General features: G+C 42.4%; 19 protein-coding genes. 13 read left to right on the forward strand and 6 right to left on the reverse strand.

All coding sequences use genetic code 11. The features are described 5' to 3' along the window. Positions 1 to 137: 137 nt before the first annotated feature. Complete coding sequence (gene istB / locus LKE40_12185) at positions 138 to 947, reverse strand: IS21-like element helper ATPase IstB (protein MCH3918188.1); 810 nt, start codon at positions 945 to 947, stop codon at positions 138 to 140. Beyond that, positions 944 to 2,407: an IS21 family transposase gene (gene istA, locus LKE40_12190; GenBank protein ID MCH3918189.1), complete on the reverse strand. Its 1,464-nt coding sequence runs from the start codon at positions 2,405 to 2,407 to the stop codon at positions 944 to 946. Before istA ends, istB begins: the two co-directional genes overlap by 4 nt. A 281-nt stretch (positions 2,408 to 2,688) precedes the next feature. On the opposite strand from istA, the gene LKE40_12195 reads away from it, so the two are divergent. The 3 genes from LKE40_12195 to LKE40_12205 all read left to right on the forward strand — a co-directional run bounded on the left by LKE40_12195 (position 2,689) and on the right by LKE40_12205 (position 4,332). Continuing rightward, a complete protein-coding gene (locus LKE40_12195) occupies positions 2,689 to 2,931 on the forward strand; it encodes a hypothetical protein (GenBank protein ID MCH3918190.1) in 243 nt (80 codons plus the stop codon). Between the two features lie 2 nt (positions 2,932 to 2,933). Then, complete coding sequence (locus LKE40_12200) at positions 2,934 to 3,797, forward strand: IS110 family transposase (GenBank protein MCH3918191.1); 864 nt, start codon at positions 2,934 to 2,936, stop codon at positions 3,795 to 3,797. Between the two features lie 337 nt (positions 3,798 to 4,134). After that, positions 4,135 to 4,332 carry a hypothetical protein gene (locus LKE40_12205; GenBank protein MCH3918192.1) on the forward strand — a complete coding sequence of 66 codons (198 nt, stop codon included), beginning with the start codon at positions 4,135 to 4,137 and terminating at the stop codon, positions 4,330 to 4,332. Positions 4,333 to 4,513: 181 nt separating this feature from the next. Here the strand turns inward: LKE40_12205 and LKE40_12210 are convergent, their stop codons facing one another. Continuing rightward, on the reverse strand, positions 4,514 to 4,813 hold the full coding sequence (locus LKE40_12210) for a hypothetical protein (protein ID MCH3918193.1): 300 nt from the start codon (positions 4,811 to 4,813) through the stop codon (positions 4,514 to 4,516). 135 nt (positions 4,814 to 4,948) lie between these two features. Here LKE40_12210 and LKE40_12215 point away from each other — a divergent pair, with 135 nt between their 5' ends. Together LKE40_12215 and LKE40_12220 are read left to right on the forward strand one after the other, a co-directional pair. Beyond that, entirely contained in the window at positions 4,949 to 6,232 is a 1,284-nt protein-coding gene (locus LKE40_12215; protein MCH3918194.1) for an oligosaccharide repeat unit polymerase, read from the forward strand. Then, entirely contained in the window at positions 6,213 to 7,760 is a 1,548-nt protein-coding gene (locus tag LKE40_12220) for a polysaccharide biosynthesis C-terminal domain-containing protein (protein ID MCH3918195.1), read from the forward strand. Before LKE40_12215 ends, LKE40_12220 begins: the two co-directional genes overlap by 20 nt. 113 nt (positions 7,761 to 7,873) lie before the next feature. Here LKE40_12220 and LKE40_12225 read toward each other — a convergent pair whose 3' ends face one another. Continuing rightward, positions 7,874 to 8,161: an integrase core domain-containing protein gene (locus LKE40_12225; protein ID MCH3918196.1), complete on the reverse strand. Its 288-nt coding sequence runs from the start codon at positions 8,159 to 8,161 to the stop codon at positions 7,874 to 7,876. A gap of 163 nt (positions 8,162 to 8,324) precedes the next feature. On the opposite strand from LKE40_12225, the gene LKE40_12230 reads away from it, so the two are divergent. From LKE40_12230 to LKE40_12245, 4 genes are all read left to right on the forward strand, one after another. Then, the gene (locus tag LKE40_12230) at positions 8,325 to 9,224 is read left to right on the forward strand and encodes an alpha-1,2-fucosyltransferase (GenBank protein MCH3918197.1); all 900 of its coding nucleotides are present in this window, start codon (positions 8,325 to 8,327) and stop codon (positions 9,222 to 9,224) included. Positions 9,225 to 9,308: 84 nt separating this feature from the next. Next, positions 9,309 to 12,356 carry a bifunctional fucokinase/L-fucose-1-P-guanylyltransferase gene (locus LKE40_12235; protein MCH3918198.1) on the forward strand — a complete coding sequence of 1,016 codons (3,048 nt, stop codon included), beginning with the start codon at positions 9,309 to 9,311 and terminating at the stop codon, positions 12,354 to 12,356. A 3-nt stretch (positions 12,357 to 12,359) separates the two neighbouring features. Beyond that, a complete protein-coding gene (locus LKE40_12240; GenBank protein MCH3918199.1) occupies positions 12,360 to 13,328 on the forward strand; it encodes a KpsF/GutQ family sugar-phosphate isomerase in 969 nt (322 codons plus the stop codon). Beyond that, positions 13,325 to 14,137, forward strand: coding sequence for a Cof-type HAD-IIB family hydrolase (locus LKE40_12245; protein ID MCH3918200.1), 813 nt, complete (start codon positions 13,325 to 13,327; stop codon positions 14,135 to 14,137). Before LKE40_12240 ends, LKE40_12245 begins: the two co-directional genes overlap by 4 nt. A gap of 164 nt (positions 14,138 to 14,301) precedes the next feature. Here the strand turns inward: LKE40_12245 and LKE40_12250 are convergent. Beyond that, positions 14,302 to 15,463, reverse strand: a protein-coding gene (locus tag LKE40_12250) for an IS3 family transposase (GenBank protein ID MCH3918201.1) whose coding sequence is annotated in 2 segments (ribosomal slippage) — positions 14,302 to 15,199 and positions 15,198 to 15,463 — 1,164 coding nt in all. Because the reading frame shifts where the segments join, the coding sequence is not laid out codon by codon here. 153 nt (positions 15,464 to 15,616) lie between these two features. Between LKE40_12250 and LKE40_12255 the strand changes: the two genes are divergently transcribed. The 4 genes from LKE40_12255 to LKE40_12270 all read left to right on the forward strand — a co-directional run bounded on the left by LKE40_12255 (position 15,617) and on the right by LKE40_12270 (position 19,725). Next, positions 15,617 to 16,939 (forward strand): nucleotide sugar dehydrogenase, encoded by a 1,323-nt coding sequence (locus LKE40_12255; GenBank protein ID MCH3918202.1) that lies wholly within the window; start codon positions 15,617 to 15,619, stop codon positions 16,937 to 16,939. A gap of 89 nt (positions 16,940 to 17,028) precedes the next feature. Continuing rightward, on the forward strand, positions 17,029 to 18,039 hold the full coding sequence (locus tag LKE40_12260) for an NAD-dependent epimerase/dehydratase family protein (protein ID MCH3918203.1): 1,011 nt from the start codon (positions 17,029 to 17,031) through the stop codon (positions 18,037 to 18,039). A 348-nt stretch (positions 18,040 to 18,387) separates the two neighbouring features. Further along, positions 18,388 to 19,023, forward strand: a complete 636-nt coding sequence (locus tag LKE40_12265; GenBank protein ID MCH3918204.1) for a hypothetical protein — start codon at positions 18,388 to 18,390, stop codon at positions 19,021 to 19,023. A gap of 549 nt (positions 19,024 to 19,572) precedes the next feature. Continuing rightward, a complete protein-coding gene (locus tag LKE40_12270; protein ID MCH3918205.1) occupies positions 19,573 to 19,725 on the forward strand; it encodes a hypothetical protein in 153 nt (50 codons plus the stop codon). A gap of 254 nt (positions 19,726 to 19,979) precedes the next feature. On the opposite strand, the gene LKE40_12275 is transcribed toward LKE40_12270, so the two are convergent. After that, on the reverse strand, positions 19,980 to 21,338 hold the full coding sequence (locus tag LKE40_12275) for an ISL3 family transposase (GenBank protein MCH3918206.1): 1,359 nt from the start codon (positions 21,336 to 21,338) through the stop codon (positions 19,980 to 19,982). Between the last annotated feature and the right edge of the window lie 53 nt (positions 21,339 to 21,391).

Raw genomic sequence — 21,391 nt, forward strand, 5'->3', positions numbered from 1 at the left:
TGAGAATTCTTGGAAAACAACTTGATGATCATTGGAAATCATCATGGTTATTCTTGGAATTTCTGTTGATATTCTCTAGCAGCCTCCTTTCCGATGGACGGGAACGGCGGCCATGCAACGCATTACGGCAACCCGGTTCATCGGGCACCATCCTTCTCCACGAACAGCGTGTTGTCCTTCATGAGGGAATGCTCGAGACGCCAGTCCCTGTCCCCCGTGACGATCAGGTGGCCGTGGTGGACGATCCTGTCGATGATGGCGGCCGCCAGCTGCTCGTCGGTGAACAGGCGGCCCCATTGGCTGAACGGCAGGTTCGTGGTGATGATGACCGCCTTGCGTTCATAGCTCTCCGAGATGACCCTGAAGAGGAGCTGTGCACTCTCCCGGTCGACGGGAAGATAGCACAGTTCATCCAGCAGGAGCAGCTCGTCCCTCTCGATGTCCCGGAACAGCTTCTCCAGGCTTCCGTCAAGCTTTGCCTCTGCAAGCCTGGTCAGGAGCTTTGACACGGTGGTGAAGCGGGTCCTGTAGCCGCTGTTGCAGGCGAGGATGCCCAGCGCCGTCATGGCATGGGTCTTCCCGCTGCCGCACCCGCCATAGAACACGAGCGTCTTCTTCTCGGCGATGAAGTCCAGGCTGAGCATCTGTTCCCTGGTGAAGTTGCCGGGGAACTTGATCCCGGTGAAGTCATAGCCCTCGAAGGTCTTCACCACGGGAAAGGCGGCATGCTTCATCAGGCGCGCCTTCCTCGATGTCTCCCGGGTTGCCAGCTCCCTGGAGATGACGCCGTCCAGGAATGACAGCTGCCCGTAGGTTGCAGACCCGAGCACATAGTCTATCGTGCTCCTGCTGAGCATTATCTTCCTGCAGCCTTCGCAGAGGCTGGTGCGCAGTTCTTTCTTCCTGAGGAAGTCGCTTGTGCCGTTCGTGGGCGAGGTACGCATCATCTGGCCTCCTTTGCGTTGACGAGCATGTCATATTTGCTCAGGTCGACCCCTGTGGCATTCTCCGATTCCCCGAGGCCGAACGTGCTGATCCTCCTGGCGACGACCCTGACGTCCTCAGGGGACGGGGCCGCATTCTTGAGGAGGCATTGCTCGAAGGCGCTGAGGGCGACGGGATACGAGAACTGCCTGGCCGTGGTGCAGAGGGCCCTGAGGGTTTCCGAGACCTTCTTCCTCGATGCAAGGCCGTCGATGTAGCCACGTACGCTGTTGCTGGGCATCTGTTCGCGGAGTATGCTGTTCGGCCATGCCCCCGGCTTGGACTGGAGGCTCTGGAGCATGGTGAGGGCGTCGTAGGTGGAGGTCCTCTGGCTGCCGTATTCCCTCCGGAACGCATGGATGGGCCTGCCGGTCACGGTGTACACCTTGATTTCCCAGGCGGTCCTGTCGACGATGACGGTGGCGTGCCTGTATTTCGGCCCCAGCTTGTAGGTATGCTTCCCGTTGTCCAGGCTGAGGTTCCCATACGAGTCAGCCTCATGGGTATCCCTTGATGCTGCATAGAACGCCGACTGCGGGAGGGGGAGCAGGGCTTCCCTGTCCTCCACGAACATGCCGTCGACCGGCAGCCCGGCCTTGTAGCGGTCCTCCCCTTTCCTGATGTCGAAGCTGATGGAGAACATCCGGCTCCTGTTGAAGGCGGCGATGTCCCCGCCGGGGATCTCAAGCGGAGGTACGAAGGCATTCCTCCTTATGTAGCCGACGTTTGCCTCGACGTTCCCCTTCTCGTTCCCGGACCTCGGGTTGCAGAACCTCATGCGGAACCTGAAGTGCAGGCTGAAGTTCGTGAACAGCTTCGAGAGCTGCAGCACGTCGCCGATCCTCCTGCCGATGCCTGTGGCGTTGTCGAACACGATGAGCACCGGGACCCCGCCGATCCTGCCGAAGATGTCCATCAGTCCCTGGCAGACGCATTCGGCCGTCTCGCCCTTGAACAGCTGCACGAAGGGCTTGTTGCTGTAGGGGAACGAGAGCACGAGGTACTTGAGGATTACGATCCGGCCATCGATGAAGAAACCGGCCTCGCCGAAGTCACACTGGGCTTCCCCCTTGTGCCAGACGAGTTCCTCGAAGCCCCTGAGCTTCATCCCCGCGACCTCGGCCTTGTAGGAACGGACGAACCGGCACACGGTGTTGTACGAACAGGGGAAGGCTGCATGCTTCCCCCTGAGGATGACGAGGATCCTCTTGGCGGTGTATCTCTGCTTCTTGGGCCACTTCATGGATTGGTCGACCATCCTGCGGATTTCCTCCTTGTAGGGGTCGAGTACCGACGGCCTTTCCCTGCATATGGGTTCCGCCGGGATGCTGAAGTCTTCCTTCTCCACGTACTTCTTCGCCGTCTTGTAGTCGATTGACAGGGCCCTCGCGATTTCCGGGATGCTCTTTCCCTTGGCATCCATATCTTTTATTATTGCTGCTTGGGACACTTTTAACATCTCCTTGATGCCTCCTTGTTGTTGTTCAGTTTCTTACGCTGTTTTTCAACCAAGGTAGGTCTGGTAGGGACCTGTTTCAAGTGTCCCTATCTCATTTGATAATTCTTGGAATTCCAAATGATAATTGGAGTTTTAGACAATATGAAGTGACCTCCTAAGTTTGCAAAGACGTGAATTCTGCTGCATACTTAGGAAAAATCAATTTTACAGTATGGAGCGTGAGCACATACAAATTGGAGGTCACGATGGAAAGTATAATTTATGTAGGGGTGGATGTCCACAAGGCTACCAACAGCGTCTGCATGTTCGACAGGGAGCACAACCGCTACCTGGGAGAAGCCGCAAGGATGGAAGCAGGGGCACAGTTCCTCACGAAGTTCCTGAGGAAGGCGCGCAAGGATTTCGCCCTTGCCCCGTCAGTACGGTTCCTCATCGGCTATGAGGCCGGTCCCACGGGATTCGGGCTGTGCAGGGATGCACCTGCGTGATCATGGCGCCGACCACCATAGCGCGGGCATCGGGGCAGAAGGTGAAGACCGACAGGCGCGACGCGATGCTGCTTGCGGTGACGCTTGCCAACGGCACCTACAGGAAGGTGGTCCTCCCCGACAGCGAGGATGAGGCGGCGAAGGAATACACGAGGATGCGCAATACCTTTGCAAGGCATCTGAAGAAGGCGAAGCAGAACCTTCTCTCCTTCCTGCTGAGGGCCGGCTACTCCTATCCGTTCCCCGGTTCCTACTGGACCGGGAAGTTCACGCAGTGGCTGAAGTCCATACGGTTCGGGAACGGGCTGCTCCAGCTGGCGTTCGAGCAGTACCTGCAGGAGACGGAGGACCTCAGGGCCAAGCTGGAGCTCATAGACGCCAGGATAGAGGAGCTGGCGGATTCGGAGCGCTACAGGGAAAAGGTGGGCAGGCTCGTCTGCTTCACCGGCATACAGACGCACCTGGCCCTCTCGTTCTGCTGCGAGGTCGGCGACTTCAGCCGCTTCCCCGATGCACGGCGGTTCGCAAGCTTCCTGGGCATATGCCCGGGACAGGAATCGAGCGGGCAGAAGGTGAGGTACAACACGATAACGAAATGCGGCAACACCAGGCTCCGGCTGTTGCTGGTGGAAGCGGCGAAGGGCATCAAGAGGAGCAGCCCGTACGGCAAGTCGAAGCGGATACTCGCAAGGCAGCAGGGGCAGTGCCCGTCGGTCATAGCCTATGCGGACAGGGGTTCCAGGCGGGTGAGAGGCAAGATCGCACAGCTGGAGAAGAAGGGCAAGAACTGCAACGTGGCGACGGTGGCTGGGGCACGGGAGCTGGCCTGCTTCATCTGGGGCATGATGACCGACAACATCGGCTAGCACAGGCCTGGACAGGGCAAGGACGGAGGAGCATTTGCCATGGACAGGGACAAGGGAAAGGAGCAGTACATGATCCAGCCATCTTCGACTAAACTATGAGACTGAAACAGACTCTCGCTTGTAGACTGAAAGGGCTTTCGACGAACCATTGACCTGTAGGTACCCAATCCACGTATATCAGAATGGCCAAGTGTCGAAAAGACTGTAGCCTTTTCCTTATCCACGTCCATGACATCTGCAGAAACGGCTCAACCGATGAAAAAGGAGTAAAGATTGTTACAATAGTGCTTGACAAACGGTCACATCATATCAGTTTAGCATAGACAACCTTCGGGACATGCTCAACAAGGTGGCGACCTATGCAAGGATCCATTTCACCGGCACCAACAAAGACCTGTGGACCGTTCCCACCAAGGCCCAGAGGACGATCTTCGACCTCCTCGGGATCGAGTATTTCTGGAAGGGGAAGAGCTTCAACGAACAGGAGTCTGATATGCCCGAATGGGACATGTCCCCCGGTGTACAGCAGACCTAGTTATAATTGTGTTGGGAATTTGAGTATACATGGAGACAGGAACTGCATGAAGAAGGTACCAGGCAGGCCTCAGTTTCCATGGATTCAGCCGAGATGAAGCAACTGAGGAAGCTAAGAAAACTGGAAAGGGAGAACGAATTGTTGAGGACGGAGCTTGCCGTGCTAAAAAAAACTCAGCGCCTCAGTCCCCGAGAAAAAGTAACCCTACCCCCTGGCTGGTGCAGATTGTCACGGAACAGAGGCCTTTGTACAGGCTCGCAGACCTTCTCCGTCTTACGGGCTGAGTCCAAGCACCTACTACTATGACCTTGCCTGCCAGGACAGGCCTGACAGGGACAGGGTACTCAAGAATGAGATAAAGGCCTACCATGAGAACAACGGCCTGTATAGCTACAGAAGGATTCATCTCCAGCTGTGCAACAACGGATGGAGGGTAGACAGGAAGGTTATTATTGGCTCTGAGTTTGCTGACAATTTGCATTCCTATGCAAATAATACATATTTATAAATTAGGATAGACATTTTGGAATTAATTGTTTGGTTTTATTGTTTCTGTCTTTCAAGAGATTTAGAAAAATATCTTTTAGTTGGTTACGTAATAAAATTTAAGTAAAACATGTTTATATTAAAAATATTATGTTGTTTTTTAAGTTTACTGATTTTTATTTATCAAATAAAACAACTTAGAAAAATTAATGATTTTATACCCTTAGCCTTTGCTATTATATATATTTTTTCTTTTACTATTATTCCTCTTTATGGATTTTTTCCAAACTTAATCTTTACTTACAAATATATTAAATATTCATATTTTATCTATGATGATATTTTGTGGATGAAACTTTTCTTGTTTATTTTTTTATCTCATTGTTTTCTTTACTTATTTTGTAAGCATTTTATAGCAAGTTTTAAATATGAGAATAAAATAATAATAGTAAGGAAAACTACTCCTACTTCATTATTTTTTCATTTTTTATTTTACCTTTTTCTAGGTCTATTAATATTTATTGATATATATCTTTTTGTAATTAATTTTCATAAAATAAATTACTATTCAAAGAACAATGCTACTTTTTTACAACAAAATTCTTCAATTGCATTATGTTTATTCTTGTTTAAATACAGTGAAAATTTTCTTTTACTTTTTTTTGCATTAACTTTAAAAAATAAAAGAGTATTTATTAAATTTGTGTTCTTGGTTTTGCTGGTATTGGAACTGATTTTTATTTTTCTTTCTGGTGACCGATCAGGTTTTGTTGATATATTATTAGGAGTTTTTGGGATTTTATTTTATAAGAGAAAATTTTCTTATCGAAATATTTTCAAAATAGTTATTGTTGGAGTAATTGCAATAGGTGCATTATTATATATATCAAAATTAACTCGTAAAAATGTGGAAGATATGGGATTGTTTTCTTTGATAAAAGCTATTTCTAGTGGCCAATTGATTAATATTGCAGTGATAAAATTGAATTATATAAAACCTTTGGAATTTCTTAAATGTAATTTTATAAAAAGTTTTCCATTTACAAAATATCATTATCTTTATGCGCCTATAGAAGGAATTTTTAGTACTTCAGTGATTGATAATATTCATAGTTTTGGAACTTCCCTTTATTATGAAGGCTTTGTGTTTTGTGGTTTATTTGGCGTTTTTTTTAACGGTTTTTATTATTTTATATTACTTAAGATTTGGAATTATTTCATTCAGTTTAGGAATTCTGATGTTAATCGGCTTATGAACGGATTGTTGCTCTATAATATCTTTGCTGTTGCTAGGGGTACTGGAAGTGTATTAATGATTAGAACAATTTGGTTGGTGTTTATTCCAATTTTATTTTTTTATTTGGTTTTGACTAACCAGACAATTGAATTTAGAAATGCAAAAAAAAACAAATAAGTTGTTTTTGATTTTACCATTACTTGTTATAAGTGGTAAGCTGTTAGGTTTTGCTAAACAAATTGTACTTGCGAATTATCTCGGAACAAACCTTTTAGCTGATATTTATCAAATACTTGAAAATATTTATTCATTAATTTCTAATTCATATTCTATTGGATTTTCAACGATTTTACTTTCGTCTTATGTTTTTTATAAAAATAAAGAAAAGCATGAGGATTTAGAGTATATTTCTTGTTTTAATTCTGTTGGATTGATTATTTCTTTTGTGTTGTCTGGTATTTTCTTTTTTATCGCAATTTTTTTAAAACTGCATTTTGATTCATCTGAACAATTAAGATATTTTTTGTTTTATTCACTATTGTGTTATTCTGGTTGTTTTTTGATAACTTACTTAGCACGGATGGGGTATGGAGTATTAGAGATTAATAATGATTTTACTACAGAAAAGCTATCTGGAATTTTTGTAAGTTTATTTGTAATATTTTTTACTGTAGTATTTTTTAAGAAATTTGAAATTTTATCAATAATTTTCGGAGAATTATTTGCTTGGAGTGCATATTTTATATTTATTTTAGTCAGATTAAAAAATAATAGATATTTGTTAAGGTTTATTCAACCAAAGATTTCTATAAAGGTGCGGAAATCTATAAAGAATACACTGCCTTTAATTTTTTCCTATGCACTAAATAGTATAAATAATTTAATTGACAAGCTCTTTGCTGGACAAATTACAGTAGGTGGTCCTGCTGCAATTCAATATGCACATGTAGTATGTTTTGATTTAGTCCTTAATGTTTTTATTTCTTCTTTTGACTCCTTGTTTATTTCAGACTTTTCTCAGTGTTTTGCAGAATTAGATGGTGAAGAACAGGTGCAGAAAAAGTTATGTTTTCGAATTACTCTATTGACATGTATAATTATACCTCTTTCCATTTTTTATATGCTTTATTCTAAGCAAATTATTGGCTTATTACTTGGCCGAGGGGCATTTGACACAAATTCTATAAATTTGACTTCTAAGCTAGTTAGTGGTTATGCCCTTGGTATACTTTTTTTACCTCTTCAGCGATTACTTATGTTAGTTTTTTATGCAAAACAAGATACCCAACGTGTGACTATAAATAGTGTGATTGGAGTTTGTGCAAATATTGTTTTTAATTTTATTTTCTATAGGCGTTTGGGTTTGTTTGGTCTCGCAGTGGGAACCACATTATCAATTATAATTGTTGCATGGTTACATTTAATCTTTCTCAATAGAACTTATTTTAATTTTACTTTTATTTCTGTACTATTTAAATCTTCTTATTTAAAATTTTTTTTCTGTGGCCTTATTACCTTCGTAATAAATAAATTTTTTGTTTCCTTTTTTCTTTCATATGGTAGTTTGCTAGGAATGGTTTTTGGAATGATTTTAATCATTTGTTTATATAGCGGATGTTGTATTCTTTTTAAATGTAAGTTTTCTCAAAAAAATATAACATTAGCTTGTGTGTTAAAAAGAATAAAAAGTTTCTTACCTTTTTAAGTTTTATGCATTATGTCTTGACTGTAATATGTATCCATAGAAGTCGATATGATTCCCTAATGTGGACTGGATTGTCAAGACACTTTTCTTTTAGGAAATAAGCCTTTGTCTCCTTATGCAATCTGTATCTTCACTAGCCTGTCAGACCGATAATAGGCCTTCGGGCTCTTGTAGCCCAATGATTGGTGCGGTTTCTCATTATCGTAGTAGGCGATGTACTTCCGCAAAGCTTTCTTCAGGTCCCGGGGACCTGCATAGGCATTGAAGTAGATGGAATCGTTCACCATCTTACCGATGTAGTTCTGTTTGTGTTCGCCCCGGCTCTTCCCTGCATTCCAGAATACCTTGTCCTCATACACATATGTTGTGCCGTTGATTATCTGACTGCCCTTCGTTGCCATATCTGACTCTCTATAGATATAATTTATATCTATATCTTCTGCATGGTAATACTCGGACAGGCAAGACAGGCTGTTATTTCAACATCTTTATGGACTAGATATAAATTTTTGGGACTTCAGGTTGAAAACAATATTTTCTAATAAATATAGGATATAGAGAAAAATGATAATTATAAAACTATGGGGTGGATTAGGCAATCAATTCTTTCAATATGCATATGGCTATCAATTAGCCCAACGAACTCATGAGCCAATCATACTTGATATATCTTGGTTTTGTAAAAAACCAAATAAAAAGAATCATGTATATCGTATTCCGAAAATCCTTAAATATAAAATTGAGTATTATTCTATAATAGATTATAAATGCCAACCATTTCGCTTTAAATTGATGAATATGAAAATAGTAAATAAGATAGTAAGGATTCCATCATTTACTTTATATCATCTTGGAAAGATTGACTATTTAAAGGAAACAAGAGGTATTTATAGTTCAAAAATTGAATCTTTTTATTCACACAATTGTTATCTTGATGGTTATTGGCAATGTCCAAAATATTTTTCAAATTATCGGAATCAGATAAAGAACCTTTTTCAGATGAAGCAACCATATTCAGAAACTGTTATAAAACTTAAGCGTCTTATTGATCATACTAACGCAGTAGCAATACATATTCGTAGAACAGATTATGTAATAAATTACAAACACCGATTAATGTCCAAGTTATCAGGGGTTTTAGATTTTAGTTATTATGAGAAATGTATACAAGTTTTAATAAGTACTCAGCCTAAGTTTTTTATTTTTTCTGATGATCCTCAATGGTGTGAAGATAAATTTTCAAAATTAAATTTGGATTATTTGATTGTATCTAATGAAAAATTTTCTGATACAGATGAATTATATCTGATGTCACAGTTCAAAACTATGATAATAGCTAATAGTACTTTTAGTTGGTGGGGGGCATATTTAAACAATAATGAAAATTGTAAGATTTTTACTCCTAATAAAGGATTTGGAAATACTGATATTTTACCAAAAGAATGGATAGTAATCTCTTACTAATTTGTTGTTATAGTAAACATTATATTTTTTAAAATAAAATTCCCATTAGTAGAAAAAATTATATATATAAAAGGAGATAAGCAAATGCCAAATAGTCAAGAAACTTTTTTAGCCCAAACCTATAGTGATGCATGGTCAGATTATTTGTTTTCTCTCGAAAAAAAAACTTTTCCAACTTGGAATTGGATTATCATTACAGCAGCTAATAATAGACAAGCAGAATCGTATCGTATTCAAATGAACTATAATGAAGCTACAGGGTGTCTTCCAAAATCGGTGAAATGGGCTATTGTTCCCGATGTTAATGGCGAGCGCATTGGTTCTGGTGGTGCGACATTAAATGTGTTTAAGTATATTATTGAACACGATAATATCGATTCTTTATTAAAAGGAAAAATTTTAATTATTCACTCTGGGGGAGATAGTAAACGTATTCCCCAATATTCTGCATGTGGTAAATTGTTTGCTCCGGTTCCTCGAAAGTTACCTAATAACAAGCGTGCAACAATTTTTGATGAATTACTAATTGCCGTATCAGGTGTCCCTTCTAGAATGATTTCAGGAGTTTTAGTATTACCAGGTGACACTGATTTGCTTTTTAATCCTCTCCAACTTGATTTGCATGATTGTGATGCAGCAGCTTTCTCAATGAAAGCCAGCGTTGCTGAGGGAACAGAGCATGGTGTTTTTGTAAATGGCAAGAATGGCAATGTATTCAGTTTTCTGCATAAGCAGTCAGAAGAAATTTTAAAGGCAGAAGGTGCGGTGGATACATATAATCAAGTTGATATAGATACTGGTTGTATTTGGATGGGAAATAATTTGGTGAGAGCTCTTTTAGCATTAATTACTAAGAACAACAAAATTGATGATTATTTGTTTTCTACTTTTGTGAATTCTAAAGTTGTATTAAGTTATTATGCAGATTTCCTGTACCCTTTAGCGGAAAAGGCTACTCTATCTGCATATTACAAAGAAACCCCAGAAGGAATCTTTTGCGAAGAATTGCAGAAATGTCGTACTATAATTTGGAATATTTTGCATAAAAAATGCTTTTTAAAATTAATTCGATTAAATCCAGCAGGTTATATTCATTTTGGCATAACTCAAGAGATGTTTGATTTGTTTGTGAATAACATTAATCAATATAAGTTTCTTGGTTGGCAAAAACAAGTTATTTGTAATTTGCATTCTAATGCTATCGGTGCTGCAAATAATAGTTATATTGATCCTCTTGCTTGCATATCCTCAAATTCATATATTGAGGATTCAGTTATTGGTAAACAATGTATAATCGAAAATGGTAGTATAATTTCATGCCTCAAATTGGAAAATCAACACATACCAAGTAATATAGTGTTGCATTGTCTGAAATTAAAAAATGGAAAATTTGTATGCCGAATTTATGGTAGAGAGGATAATCCCAAAAGTTCTATGAGTGGAGTTTTTCTTGGACAATCGTTGCAGTCAATAATACATCAATATGCTCTACAACCTCAAGACATATGGAATGATGCTGTTCCCTCTATTTGGAATGCTTTACTTTATCCAGAAGCGGATAGCTCCAGAGAGGCTCTTTCATTATCACTGTTGCTTTATCATATGGCAAAGGGAACTGCTACATTTGAGGAAGTTGCTGTATGGAAAAAAAGGACTAGATATTCTTTAAAAACTAGTTTTGTTCAAGCTGATGTTGCAGCTATTTTGGGATGGAGGCGGAAAGTTGAAAATTATGTTCGTGCAACAGAATGTATCCAAGATATTTTGGTGGGTAAACAACAAAAAGATTGTATTAAATTTTTAAGTCAAGATGTTAGATTAAAAGAGCAAATTCTTATTCTGAAAAACCATGCAAAAATATCTCCTTTTCCATTGAATATGCGTCTTTATTTGGCAATATCTGAACTTGATAAAATGAAATTGAATTACATCGATGATGACTTTACAACGGAAGATTATGAAACTAAAGCATATGAGTGTATTAAAAAGGTTATTATACAAGATATAACTACTCGTTATCCCTTCATTTTCAAAAGAGAGAAACTAAGAAAGAAAGTAACCATTGAACTTCCTGTTAGGTTAAATTTTTGTGGTAGCCCAACTGATGCGGCTCCATATTGCCTTGAACATGGAGGAACAATGCTTGATAGTGCGATGCTTGTAAAAGGGAAAAAGCCAATAAAGGCAGTTGCTAGAATTACTAATGAAAAAGCTATTACATTCAAAAGCTTTGATCTTGGATTAGAGGAAGATTATACTAATATTGAAGAAATAAGAAATTGTGGTGATCCTTCTGATCCATTTGCTTTGCATAAAGCTGTGCTTATTTCAAGTGGTGTTATTTCTAAGGATTTCAATGATATTAATGACTTATACGAGCAATATGGCGGTGGAATATATTTATCTACATCGGCAAATCTTCCAAAAGGTTCAGGGTTGGGAACAAGCAGTATTCTTGCAGCGGCGGGGATAAAAGCAGTTCATCAGTTACTTAATCAAGATGATAGCAATGATTCTGTTTTTGCGCAGGTTTTTGCTGCTGAACAACTGATGGCGACTGGTGGTGGTTGGCAAGATCAAGCGGGCGGTGTAATTCCAGGTATTAAACTTATTCGCTCGTTGCCTGGTATAAACCAGAAGTTGTTTATTAATCCGGTGGTTTTGCCGAAATCTACAGTTCAGGATTTACAAGAGAGACTTGTTTTGATTTTTTCTGGGCAGCGACGTCTAGCAAGGAACGTTTTAAGAGAAGAAATGAATCAAACAATTAGGAATGACAAAAAATCATTACAGATTTTAGAAAAATTACAAGATATTTGTGCTTTGATGAAATTGCAACTTGAGCGTGGAAATGTAACAAGATTTGCACATTACCTAACAGAACAATTTAAATTAGTGAAAAAATTAGACAAAGGAGCATCAAATACTTGTATTGAATATATTTTTGCTGTATGTGATGACCTAATTGATGGAAAATCAATTTGTGGTGCTGGTGGTGGAGGGTTTTTAATGGTTATATTAAAAAATAAAATTACTAAAAAGGAAATAGAGAAGCGTATTAAAGATAATTTTCGAGATTGTGGTGTTGAAGTTTGGGACTGTTCGCTTTATTTTGGAGAAGAAGACCAATAAATTATGGATTCAAAAGAACTAACTATAGCTAAACAAGTATTCTCTACTGAAATAGCTGGGCTAAAGAAAATTAGAGACAATTTAGGTACTAGTTTTCTTGCTATTATCACTTTAATTTTAAACTGTCAAGGAAAGATAATTCTCATTGGAATGGGAAAAAGTGGGCATGTAGCCCGAAAAATAGCAGCAACGATGTCAAGTCTTGGAAGCTGTGCTATTAGTTTACATCCAGGGGAATGTATGCATGGCGATTTGGGGATGATTCAGAAGCAAGATTTAATCATTCTTATCAGTTATAGTGGCGAAAGCGAGGAAATAATACGTATTATACCTAATATTCGAATGATTGGATCAACAATAATTGGTATTACTAGTAATAAAAATTCTACTGTTGCCCAAAAGGTAGATGTTGTTCAAATATTTGAAGATGTTCATGAAGCTTGCCATTTAGGTCTTGCGCCGACAACAAGTACGACAATAGCAATGGTATATGGTGATGCATTGGCTGTGACAGTTTCTATTTTAAAGGGGTTTGATAAAAAAGATTTTGGACTTTTACACCCAGCTGGTTCTTTAGGAAAACGTTTAACAATTCGTGCTGTTGATTTAATGCATGCAGTACCTACTCAACAAATATTACATATGGATTCGTTCCTTTCTGATGCTTTGATGGTAATGATAGAAAGCGGAATGGAAATAATAACTATTTCCGATGAAAAAGAAAAAATAATTGGAATAATAGATGAAAAAACAATCAAGAGTGCTCTTATTTCAGGAATTGATATTTATTCACAAACAGTAAGTTGCTATATTAGGAAATTTCCTATTTTTATGGATGTTTCGGCAATGGCGATAGATGCTTTAACTATAATGAATGAAAACGACCTTACTTCGATACCTATTGTTAATGAAGAACGAGTAATAGGCATAATTAAAAAAACAGATATTTTAAAAGTTGGGATATGTCAATGATAAATAGCTTTAGATTATTAGCATTGGACTTAGATGGAACGTTAACGAACTCAGAAAAGCAAATAACTGCAAAAACATTTGAGGTCGTTACAAAAGTTCTACAATTGGGAGTTAATATTGTTCTTGCTTCTGGTAGACCTGTTTTAGGAATTAATCCTATAGCGAAACAATTACAATTATATCGTTTAGGTGGTTTTATTCTTGCTAATAATGGTGGATACGTACTCGATTGTAAAAAAAGGAAAATAGTATCAGAACAATTAATTTCTCAAATATATTATTCTGAAATATGCTCTATGGCAAGAGCTTATAATATTCAGCCTTTAACTTATAATGAAAAAGGTGTACTTGCTGAGTCCTTAGTTGATCCTTATATTCAAAAAGAAGCTTTTAACAATGGAACAATTATTCAAAAAGTAGATTGTCTTGAAAATTCTATTTCAAAAGAAGTTCCTAAATTTATGATTGTTGGAAACCCTAGATTAATAGAAAAAGCGCTGAATCCTATCAAAAAGCATTTTTCAGGTGTTTTAAATGTGTTTTTATCTGAGCCTTATTTCATTGAGATTGTACCTTTAGGTGTTGAAAAAGCTCATTCATTACATAAGTTATTAATTTATCTTGGCTTGAGAAGAGAAAATCTTATAGCAATCGGCGATGGTTTAAATGATTTACCTATGTTAAAATATGCAGGTTTTTCAATTGCTATGGGAAATGCTTGCGATACGGTAAAAGAGAATGTGAATGCTGTTACTCGTTCTAATGATGAAGATGGTGTTGCTTTTGCATTAGAGAAATTTATTTTATAAACCTTTCTTATTTTATAACTGTACTATATTAATTAATGGTTTCCCAAATCTCAACACTATATAGTGCCTCAGACAGGGAAACCGTCATAGTCTATTGGACTGGCGACGTAAGGTGGACTGGATTGTCAAGACACTTTTCTCTTGGGAAATAAGCTTTTGCCTCCTTATGCAATCTGTATCTTCACTAGCCTGTCAGGCCGGTAATAGGCCTTCGGGCTCTTGTAGCCCAGTGATTGGTGCGGCCTCTCATCGTTGTAGTAGGCGATGTACTTCCTCAGTGCCTTCCTCAGGTCCCTGGGACCTGCATAGGCATTGAGGTATATCTCCTCATACTTCAGCGTCCTGAAGAACCGTTCCACGAAGATGTTGTCCAGCGCCCTGCGCCTGCCGTCCATGCTGATCCTGATGCCGTTGCCTTCCAGCAGCGCGGTATAGTCGGCATTGGTGAAATGGGCACCCTGGTCGCTGTTCTGTATCTCTGGCACCCTCACCGCGTAGGCCCGTTCCAGGCAGGCCAGCACGAATTCCTTCTCCAGCGTGCTGGAGAGCTCCCAGCCGACCACATACCTGCTGTAGACGTCGATGATCACGAACAGGTACATGTAGCCCCTGCTCATGCGGATGTAGGTGATGTCCACCGCCCATACCTGGTCTGGCCTGGTCACCGCAAGCCCCTTCAGCAGGTAGGGCCGGGTATATTGCCGCTGGTACAGCCTGCTCAGGTTCCGTCCCGGGCAGACGGCACGTATGCCCATCCTGTGCATCAGGTGCAGCACATGCTCCCTGCCTATGGCAAAGCCTTCCGCTTTCAGCACGGCATGTATCCTGCGGCAGCCATAGTACGGATGGGCCGTGTAGATTTCGTCCATCCGGTTCATGGCTTCTATCTCCCGCAACTCACGCCTGCCTGGTTCCTTTGCCTTGCCTGTCCGATAAAGGCTTGTCCTGTTCACTTCCAGTAGTTGTGCCTGCCTGGAAACCGATATTCTTTTCTCATCCGGATCGTACAGGGCCAGCCGTTCCTCAGTGTTGCTTCCCGAGGCCAGATTTTCCCCCCAGAGGGTTCAGCTCGTAGTTGAGCCCTCCGATGATCTTCTGGTACCGGTCTTCCTTTTCCTGCAGCTCCTTCCTCAGCTTTGCCTCGCCGTCCTTGCGGCGGCCGAAGAGGTCAGGGGCATGCCTGGCGAACTCTCGCTTCCACAGGCTCACCATCTGCGGGTTGAGCTGGTAGCGGGCCGCAATCTGGTTGACGGTCTCGGTTTCCCTGAGCACTTCCATCACGATCTTGGCCTTGAATTCCGGAGTGTACCTGTTTCGTCTTTCCATGGTTTCAGTATAACTTATTTCTCACTGGAAATCTGTCTCATTTTCCCAGTACATTATACTTTTAGTTGGAATGATTAGGAAGAATGTCTGATAGATATAGTTATGTATGAATGATTTCTATTTTATTAGTTTGCGAATTTGTAGGAACATATGATGACAGAATCTTCAAACGTAAAAGATACATATACGATCGTAGTAGCCGGTATCGGCTACGTAGGACTGGCCAACGCCATACTGCTCAGCCAGCACAACAAGGTCTTTGCAGTGGATATCGTCCAGAAGAAGGTGGACATGATCAACAGGGGAGAAAGCCCCCTGGTCGATACTGAGATCATCGAGTACCTGCAGCACAAGAAGGAACATCGGCTTGATCTGAGTGCTACCACGGACGGTGCTTCTGTCTATCCCAAGGCAGATTTTGTCATGATATCAACACCGACCAACTATGATCCTGAGAGAAACTATTTCGATACCAGTTCCATTGATGCCGTGATGGAACTGATCATTTCATCCTGTGCACCGGACCGGCTTCCCGTGGTCGTCATCAAGTCTACGGTACCTGTAGGCTATACCAAGGAACTGCGGAAGAAGTACCGGTATGGGAAGATCATCTTCAGCCCTGAATTCCTGAGGGAATCGAAGGCCCTCTATGACGACCTGTATCCCAGCAGGATCATCGTGGGTGGGACAGAAGGACTGAGGGAAGAAGCTGCCGAGTTTGCCCGGTTGCTGAAAGAGGGTTCGCACAAGAGGGGAACCGGCTTCATTGATCCTGTGACAGGAAAACCAGAGGAAGATGCAGCTGTCCTGCTGATGAATTCGACTGAGGCCGAGGCCGTGAAGCTGTTTGCCAATACCTACCTTGCCCTGCGTGTCTCGTTCATGAACGAACTGGATACCTATGCGGAGGTGAGGGGACTGGATACGAAGTCGATCCTGGACGGAGTCTGCCTAGACCCGAGGATCGGCGGGCACTACAACAACCCGTCGTTCGGCTACGGCGGCTACTGTCTGCCCAAGGACAGCAAGCAGCTGCTTGCGAACTATGACAATGTGCCGCAGAACATCATGACGGCCATCGTCGATGCCAACCGTACGCGCAAGGACTTTGTCAGTGCTTCGATACTCAGGCTTGCCGGCAGGCTTTCCGGACATGATGTGCTGAACGGTGATGCAGATGCCGTGACGGTCGGCATATACCGGCTTACAATGAAGAGCAATTCGGACAACTTCAGGCATTCCTCCATCCAGGGAGTGATGAAGCGCATCAAGGCCAAGGGCGTGAAGGTAATCGTCTGGGAGCCGACCATGCATGACGGTCCGTTTTTCGGAAGCGAAGTGTATGATGGGGAAGACGGACATACGCTGGAAGCCTTCAAGCAGGCATGTACGGTGATCGTAGCCAACCGCTGGGATGACGAACTGAAGGACTGCAGTGACAAGGTCTACTGCAGGGATATCTTCAGGAGGGATTGAATGCTGGCTGTTGCCAGCCAGGCCTTGGCATGGTATCGTAAGCAGACGCATCGGCATGCCTGCCGGATTGCCAGAAGAGAACAAGAAGAATGAACAGGACTATACTTATCACCGGCGCTGCCGGTTTTATCGGATTCCATGTTGCAAAAGCATTGCTGGAACAAGACAAGGACATTGCTGTCATCGGTTATGACAACGTAAATGATTATTATGACCCGTCCCTGAAGGAAGACCGTCTCAGATTATTGGCACCTTATGCCAATTTTACCTTCATACGTGCAGACCTGGCTGACAAGGACAAGGTTGACGAGACGTTCAAGACTTATAGGCCTTCGATCGTATTGAACCTGGCAGCCCAGGCAGGTGTCAGGTATTCCATTACGAATCCTGATGCCTACATACAGTCGAACATCATCGGATTTTACAATATCCTGGAGGCCTGCAGGCATTCCCTGAAGGGTGAAGTGCCGGTAGAGCATCTCGTCTATGCCTCCAGCTCTTCTGTCTATGGGCTCAACAGCAAGGTGCCTTTCAGTACCGAGGATAAAGTCGACCAGCCTGTATCCTTATATGCTGCAACAAAGAAATCGAACGAACTGCTTGCCCATGCCTATACCCATCTCTATCACTTTCCGACTACCGGCCTGAGGTTCTTCACTGTCTATGGGCCATGGGGCAGGCCTGACATGGCTTACTTCAAGTTCACCAACAGGATTGTAAAAGGTGAACCTGTACAGATATACAACTATGGGGACATGTGGCGCGACTTTACCTACATAGATGACATCGTGAAGGGTATACTGTCCATCCTACCGCATCCGCCTGTTGCAAACAGCAACGGAGGCAGGTACAAGGTCTATAACATCGGCAACAACAAACCTGAGAAGATCATGGATTACTTCAAGGTGCTGGAGGATTCCCTGGAAATGAAGATGAAAGTCGAATTCCTGCCGATGCAGCCTGGGGATGTCTACAAGACCTATGCAGACGTGGATGACCTTATCAAGGATTTCGGTTTCAAGCCGAGTACTACCATTGAGGAAGGTCTTGCAAAGTTTGTGGCTTGGTACAAGGAATATTATCATTATCCTTGTAAATAGTGAAAATAGATAAATTGGTGTTTATATATACCGAATAGAAACCTATAAATGAAACTTTTTTCAAAGAACAGTTTCTAATACTTGATGCTTTGAGAACAAGTTAAAACTGATTTCAACAGAGAGTTTTCTTTTTTAACTGTTTCTACTGGAATTTTTGCTATAGATTTTGTTTTTCAAAAGAAAAATATCTTTCTGCTTTTAGTGTTAGTAGATTTTCAATAGAATGACATGGTTAGCTTATCTTTTAATTCGATAATGGGTTTTTGTCTAATATCACGAGGATTGACGCTATTTAATTGTATTTGAATACATATATTCTTACTATTTTGATTGCAAGGGTAGTAGAAAATGGAATCACCAGCACTTGACGAACTGAAACTGATCAGGAAGTCTCTTCATCATATTTCTGTGATTATTTTCTTAGGATTTCTACTTTTTATAGGACTAATCTTATACATGGTGTATGAGCAGGTTGAAACTAAGAAACAGGAAGTAGTAGAGTCAATTCCTAGCTCTGTTGACGTACAGATTACTGATGCCAAGAATACAACCTATCAGAATGGTTTGATATCTGTCATGGTCAACTCAGTTGATCCTTCAGCTACATGGGAGTTCTTCCCATCTGATAATGGGAGAGCTGTTGTTGAAGTAAATGGGAAATTTCCCACTACCAATGTAACTGAAGTCTTGGAAATTCTTTCTGATGAATTGCTCTTACGTACTGATGATAAATTAGCTGGCAAATTACAAAATGATGATACCGGAAAATGGGATGCTAAGAATGTAGGATCCATATCATTCAAAATGCAATTTGTCAAAGACTATGAACATGAACACAAAACAGCATATAACCGGTATGTTCTCAGTTATTCTGAAATCGTAATCCTACTTAATGACGGTACCACCCTTACATTGCCGACTTTGACAAAAATGCCTGCTGTACTGGATGACTACATCAGAAAGTGCATCTGGAAAACTACGTAAGTAACAGTGCCTACGGAGAGGACAAGTAGGAATATCTCTTTTGATTTGTATCTATTGTAAAAAGACAAGTCTATCAAAGAGTTTGTTTATAACAGGTAGCAAAAACAGGAAGGGGTATAAGAAACAAAGGAAAGCACCTTATCTGAGCAGGTGTTCCTCAGCCATGTGCGCACAGACCGTAAAGGTGGCATGATGCGACCGTTTTTCTTTCTCTTGCAACTATGCATCAATTATGAATATTCATTCAGGCAGCCGTGAGGTTTGCAAAAAACTCTTTAATATCAAGAATAAACATGTTTTTAGGTTGACAAATGCGTATTTTCTGAAGAATAATTGTTTGTATCCATATTTTTTATATTTATATACAATATTATGTGAGCTTTTTTTTCCCCGAAAGAAACTTTTCCAATAAAGCTGGAAAAATAGGAAAAAGCAAGTGGGATTTTTAGTTGCTGGTTGAACAGTCAATAAAAAAAGTCAAATACAAAAGGGGGAGCAATAAAAAGTAAATAGTTGATGATTACCTAGCTGATGGTGGCTTACCGGAAGATGAAAGCGACGAAAAGAATGGATAAGTCCATCATAGCTATGACATGCAAGCTGACGACGGTTATCTTTGCAATCTTGAACAGCAGGCGCCCATTCGATGAATCCCTAATGGTAAGGAAAGTCGAAAGATCACTGATACGGAGGAGGTCATAGGAACCCGAAAGTGGAGTACTCCTATGCAGGGAAAACAAGCAGAGTTTGATAGTTTCCGTAGAAACTATTGACTTTTTATAGGGGGAACAAAATGAATAAGAAATTGGTAGGTATCGGGCTGTTGCTTATCACTTTGACAGTCTTTATGAGTTGCGACTTATTTTTTGATTCTACTCGTCCTAAATCAGTAGTATCAATTAGCATAAAAAAACTTCCTGATAAAATTGAATACTTATCTTCAGAAAAATTTGGGGTCATGCATAAAGTTTGGGGGATTTTGAATAGCGTTTGGTATCCTTCCTGCTCGCATCCATGATCTTGAGGAAGAAGTACTCGTCATCCCTGTAGCCGTAGGCCTTCCTCCTTACTGTCTTGATCAGGTTGTTGGTACCTTCGACCTTCCCTGTCGAAATCCTGAAGGTCGCATGGGCGATGATGCCCTCGAAGTGGTTCGACAGCAGCCTCGAGAACCAGCGGAAATGCCTGTTGCCGGTAGCATCGCACAGGTCCATGATTTCCCACATCTCCCTTGCCATCAGGGCCTCGTCCGTAAGCGTATAGGCATGGGCAAGCTTCTCCTTGACGATGTCGGCGGTGAGCAGGAGCGCGTTGCTTTCCAGCAGCTGCCTGTATTTCTCCTGCCTGCCCCCCGCCAGCTTCACCCCGGTGCCGCCGAACAAGGTACCTGCCTTGCCCCGCATCTTGCCTTCCGCGGCCTCCCTGTCGCGCTTCTCCAGCGTGGCCCTTGATGCGGTAAGGATATATCTGGTCTTCTTGAGCATCCTCGCGCCTTCCTTGTCACCTTCGGCAAGCAGCCTCCGCTGCTCGTCCTTCCTGACCGCCGAGATGAGCTTGTCGGAAAGGTTCCTGCGGATGTGGAAATGGTCGAACACGACCTGTATGTGCCTGCATCTTTCCTCGAACACCTCCTGGAAGTCGGAGTTCATGTCGCATGCCACCGCCTCTACGCCGTCCATCCACTCCTCCCCGACGAAGTCGATGAAGTCATGCACCGTCTGCTTCTTCCTTCCCCTTGCGATGAAGAGCACATGCCCCGTGTCCAGGTCGATGAAGATGACCGCATACCGGTGCCCCGCATGGAGGAGGAACTCATCCACCCCCACATGCCGCGCCTGCCTTCCCGGCTTCCTGAGGCGGGTTCCCCCTTGGGTGTAGCGGTCCCTGAGGCGCTGCAGGTCTATGTCCTTGACCGTGTTGCGCCCGAGCCCGGTGAGCATGGCAACCTCGGTGTTCGTGAGGCCATGGGCAAGCAGGTCCCGCGCATACTGCTCCAGGGCCCTCGTCATCCGGTGCCGCTCCGACTTGAACGGGACCTGCTGCATGCTGTATGCATGGCATGCCGGACAGACATAGCGACGGCGGACGAAGCTGAGGGCGGTAAGGCTCCGCCCGAAGGCAAGGTGCCTGAGCCTCGTGGCATAGGCATCGTGGACATGCAGCCGTGCCCCGCATCGGGGGCATGCCGGGCTTTCCTCCCTGGCAAGGGTCCCCTCGATGAGGTACATGGGGCGGCCTGTGGCTGTCTGGACGGCTTTTGTCCCGGTATTGGAAAACCCTTCCAGTCCGGAAGGTATTCTGATATAGTCATTCATGAGAGGGTTCCTTTTCTTGTGGTTGTAGATAACCGAACAATACAAGGAATTCC

The sequence above is a fragment of the Spirochaetia bacterium genome (assembly GCA_022482625.1).
Taxonomy (GTDB): domain Bacteria; phylum Spirochaetota; class Spirochaetia; order Sphaerochaetales; family Sphaerochaetaceae; genus Pleomorphochaeta.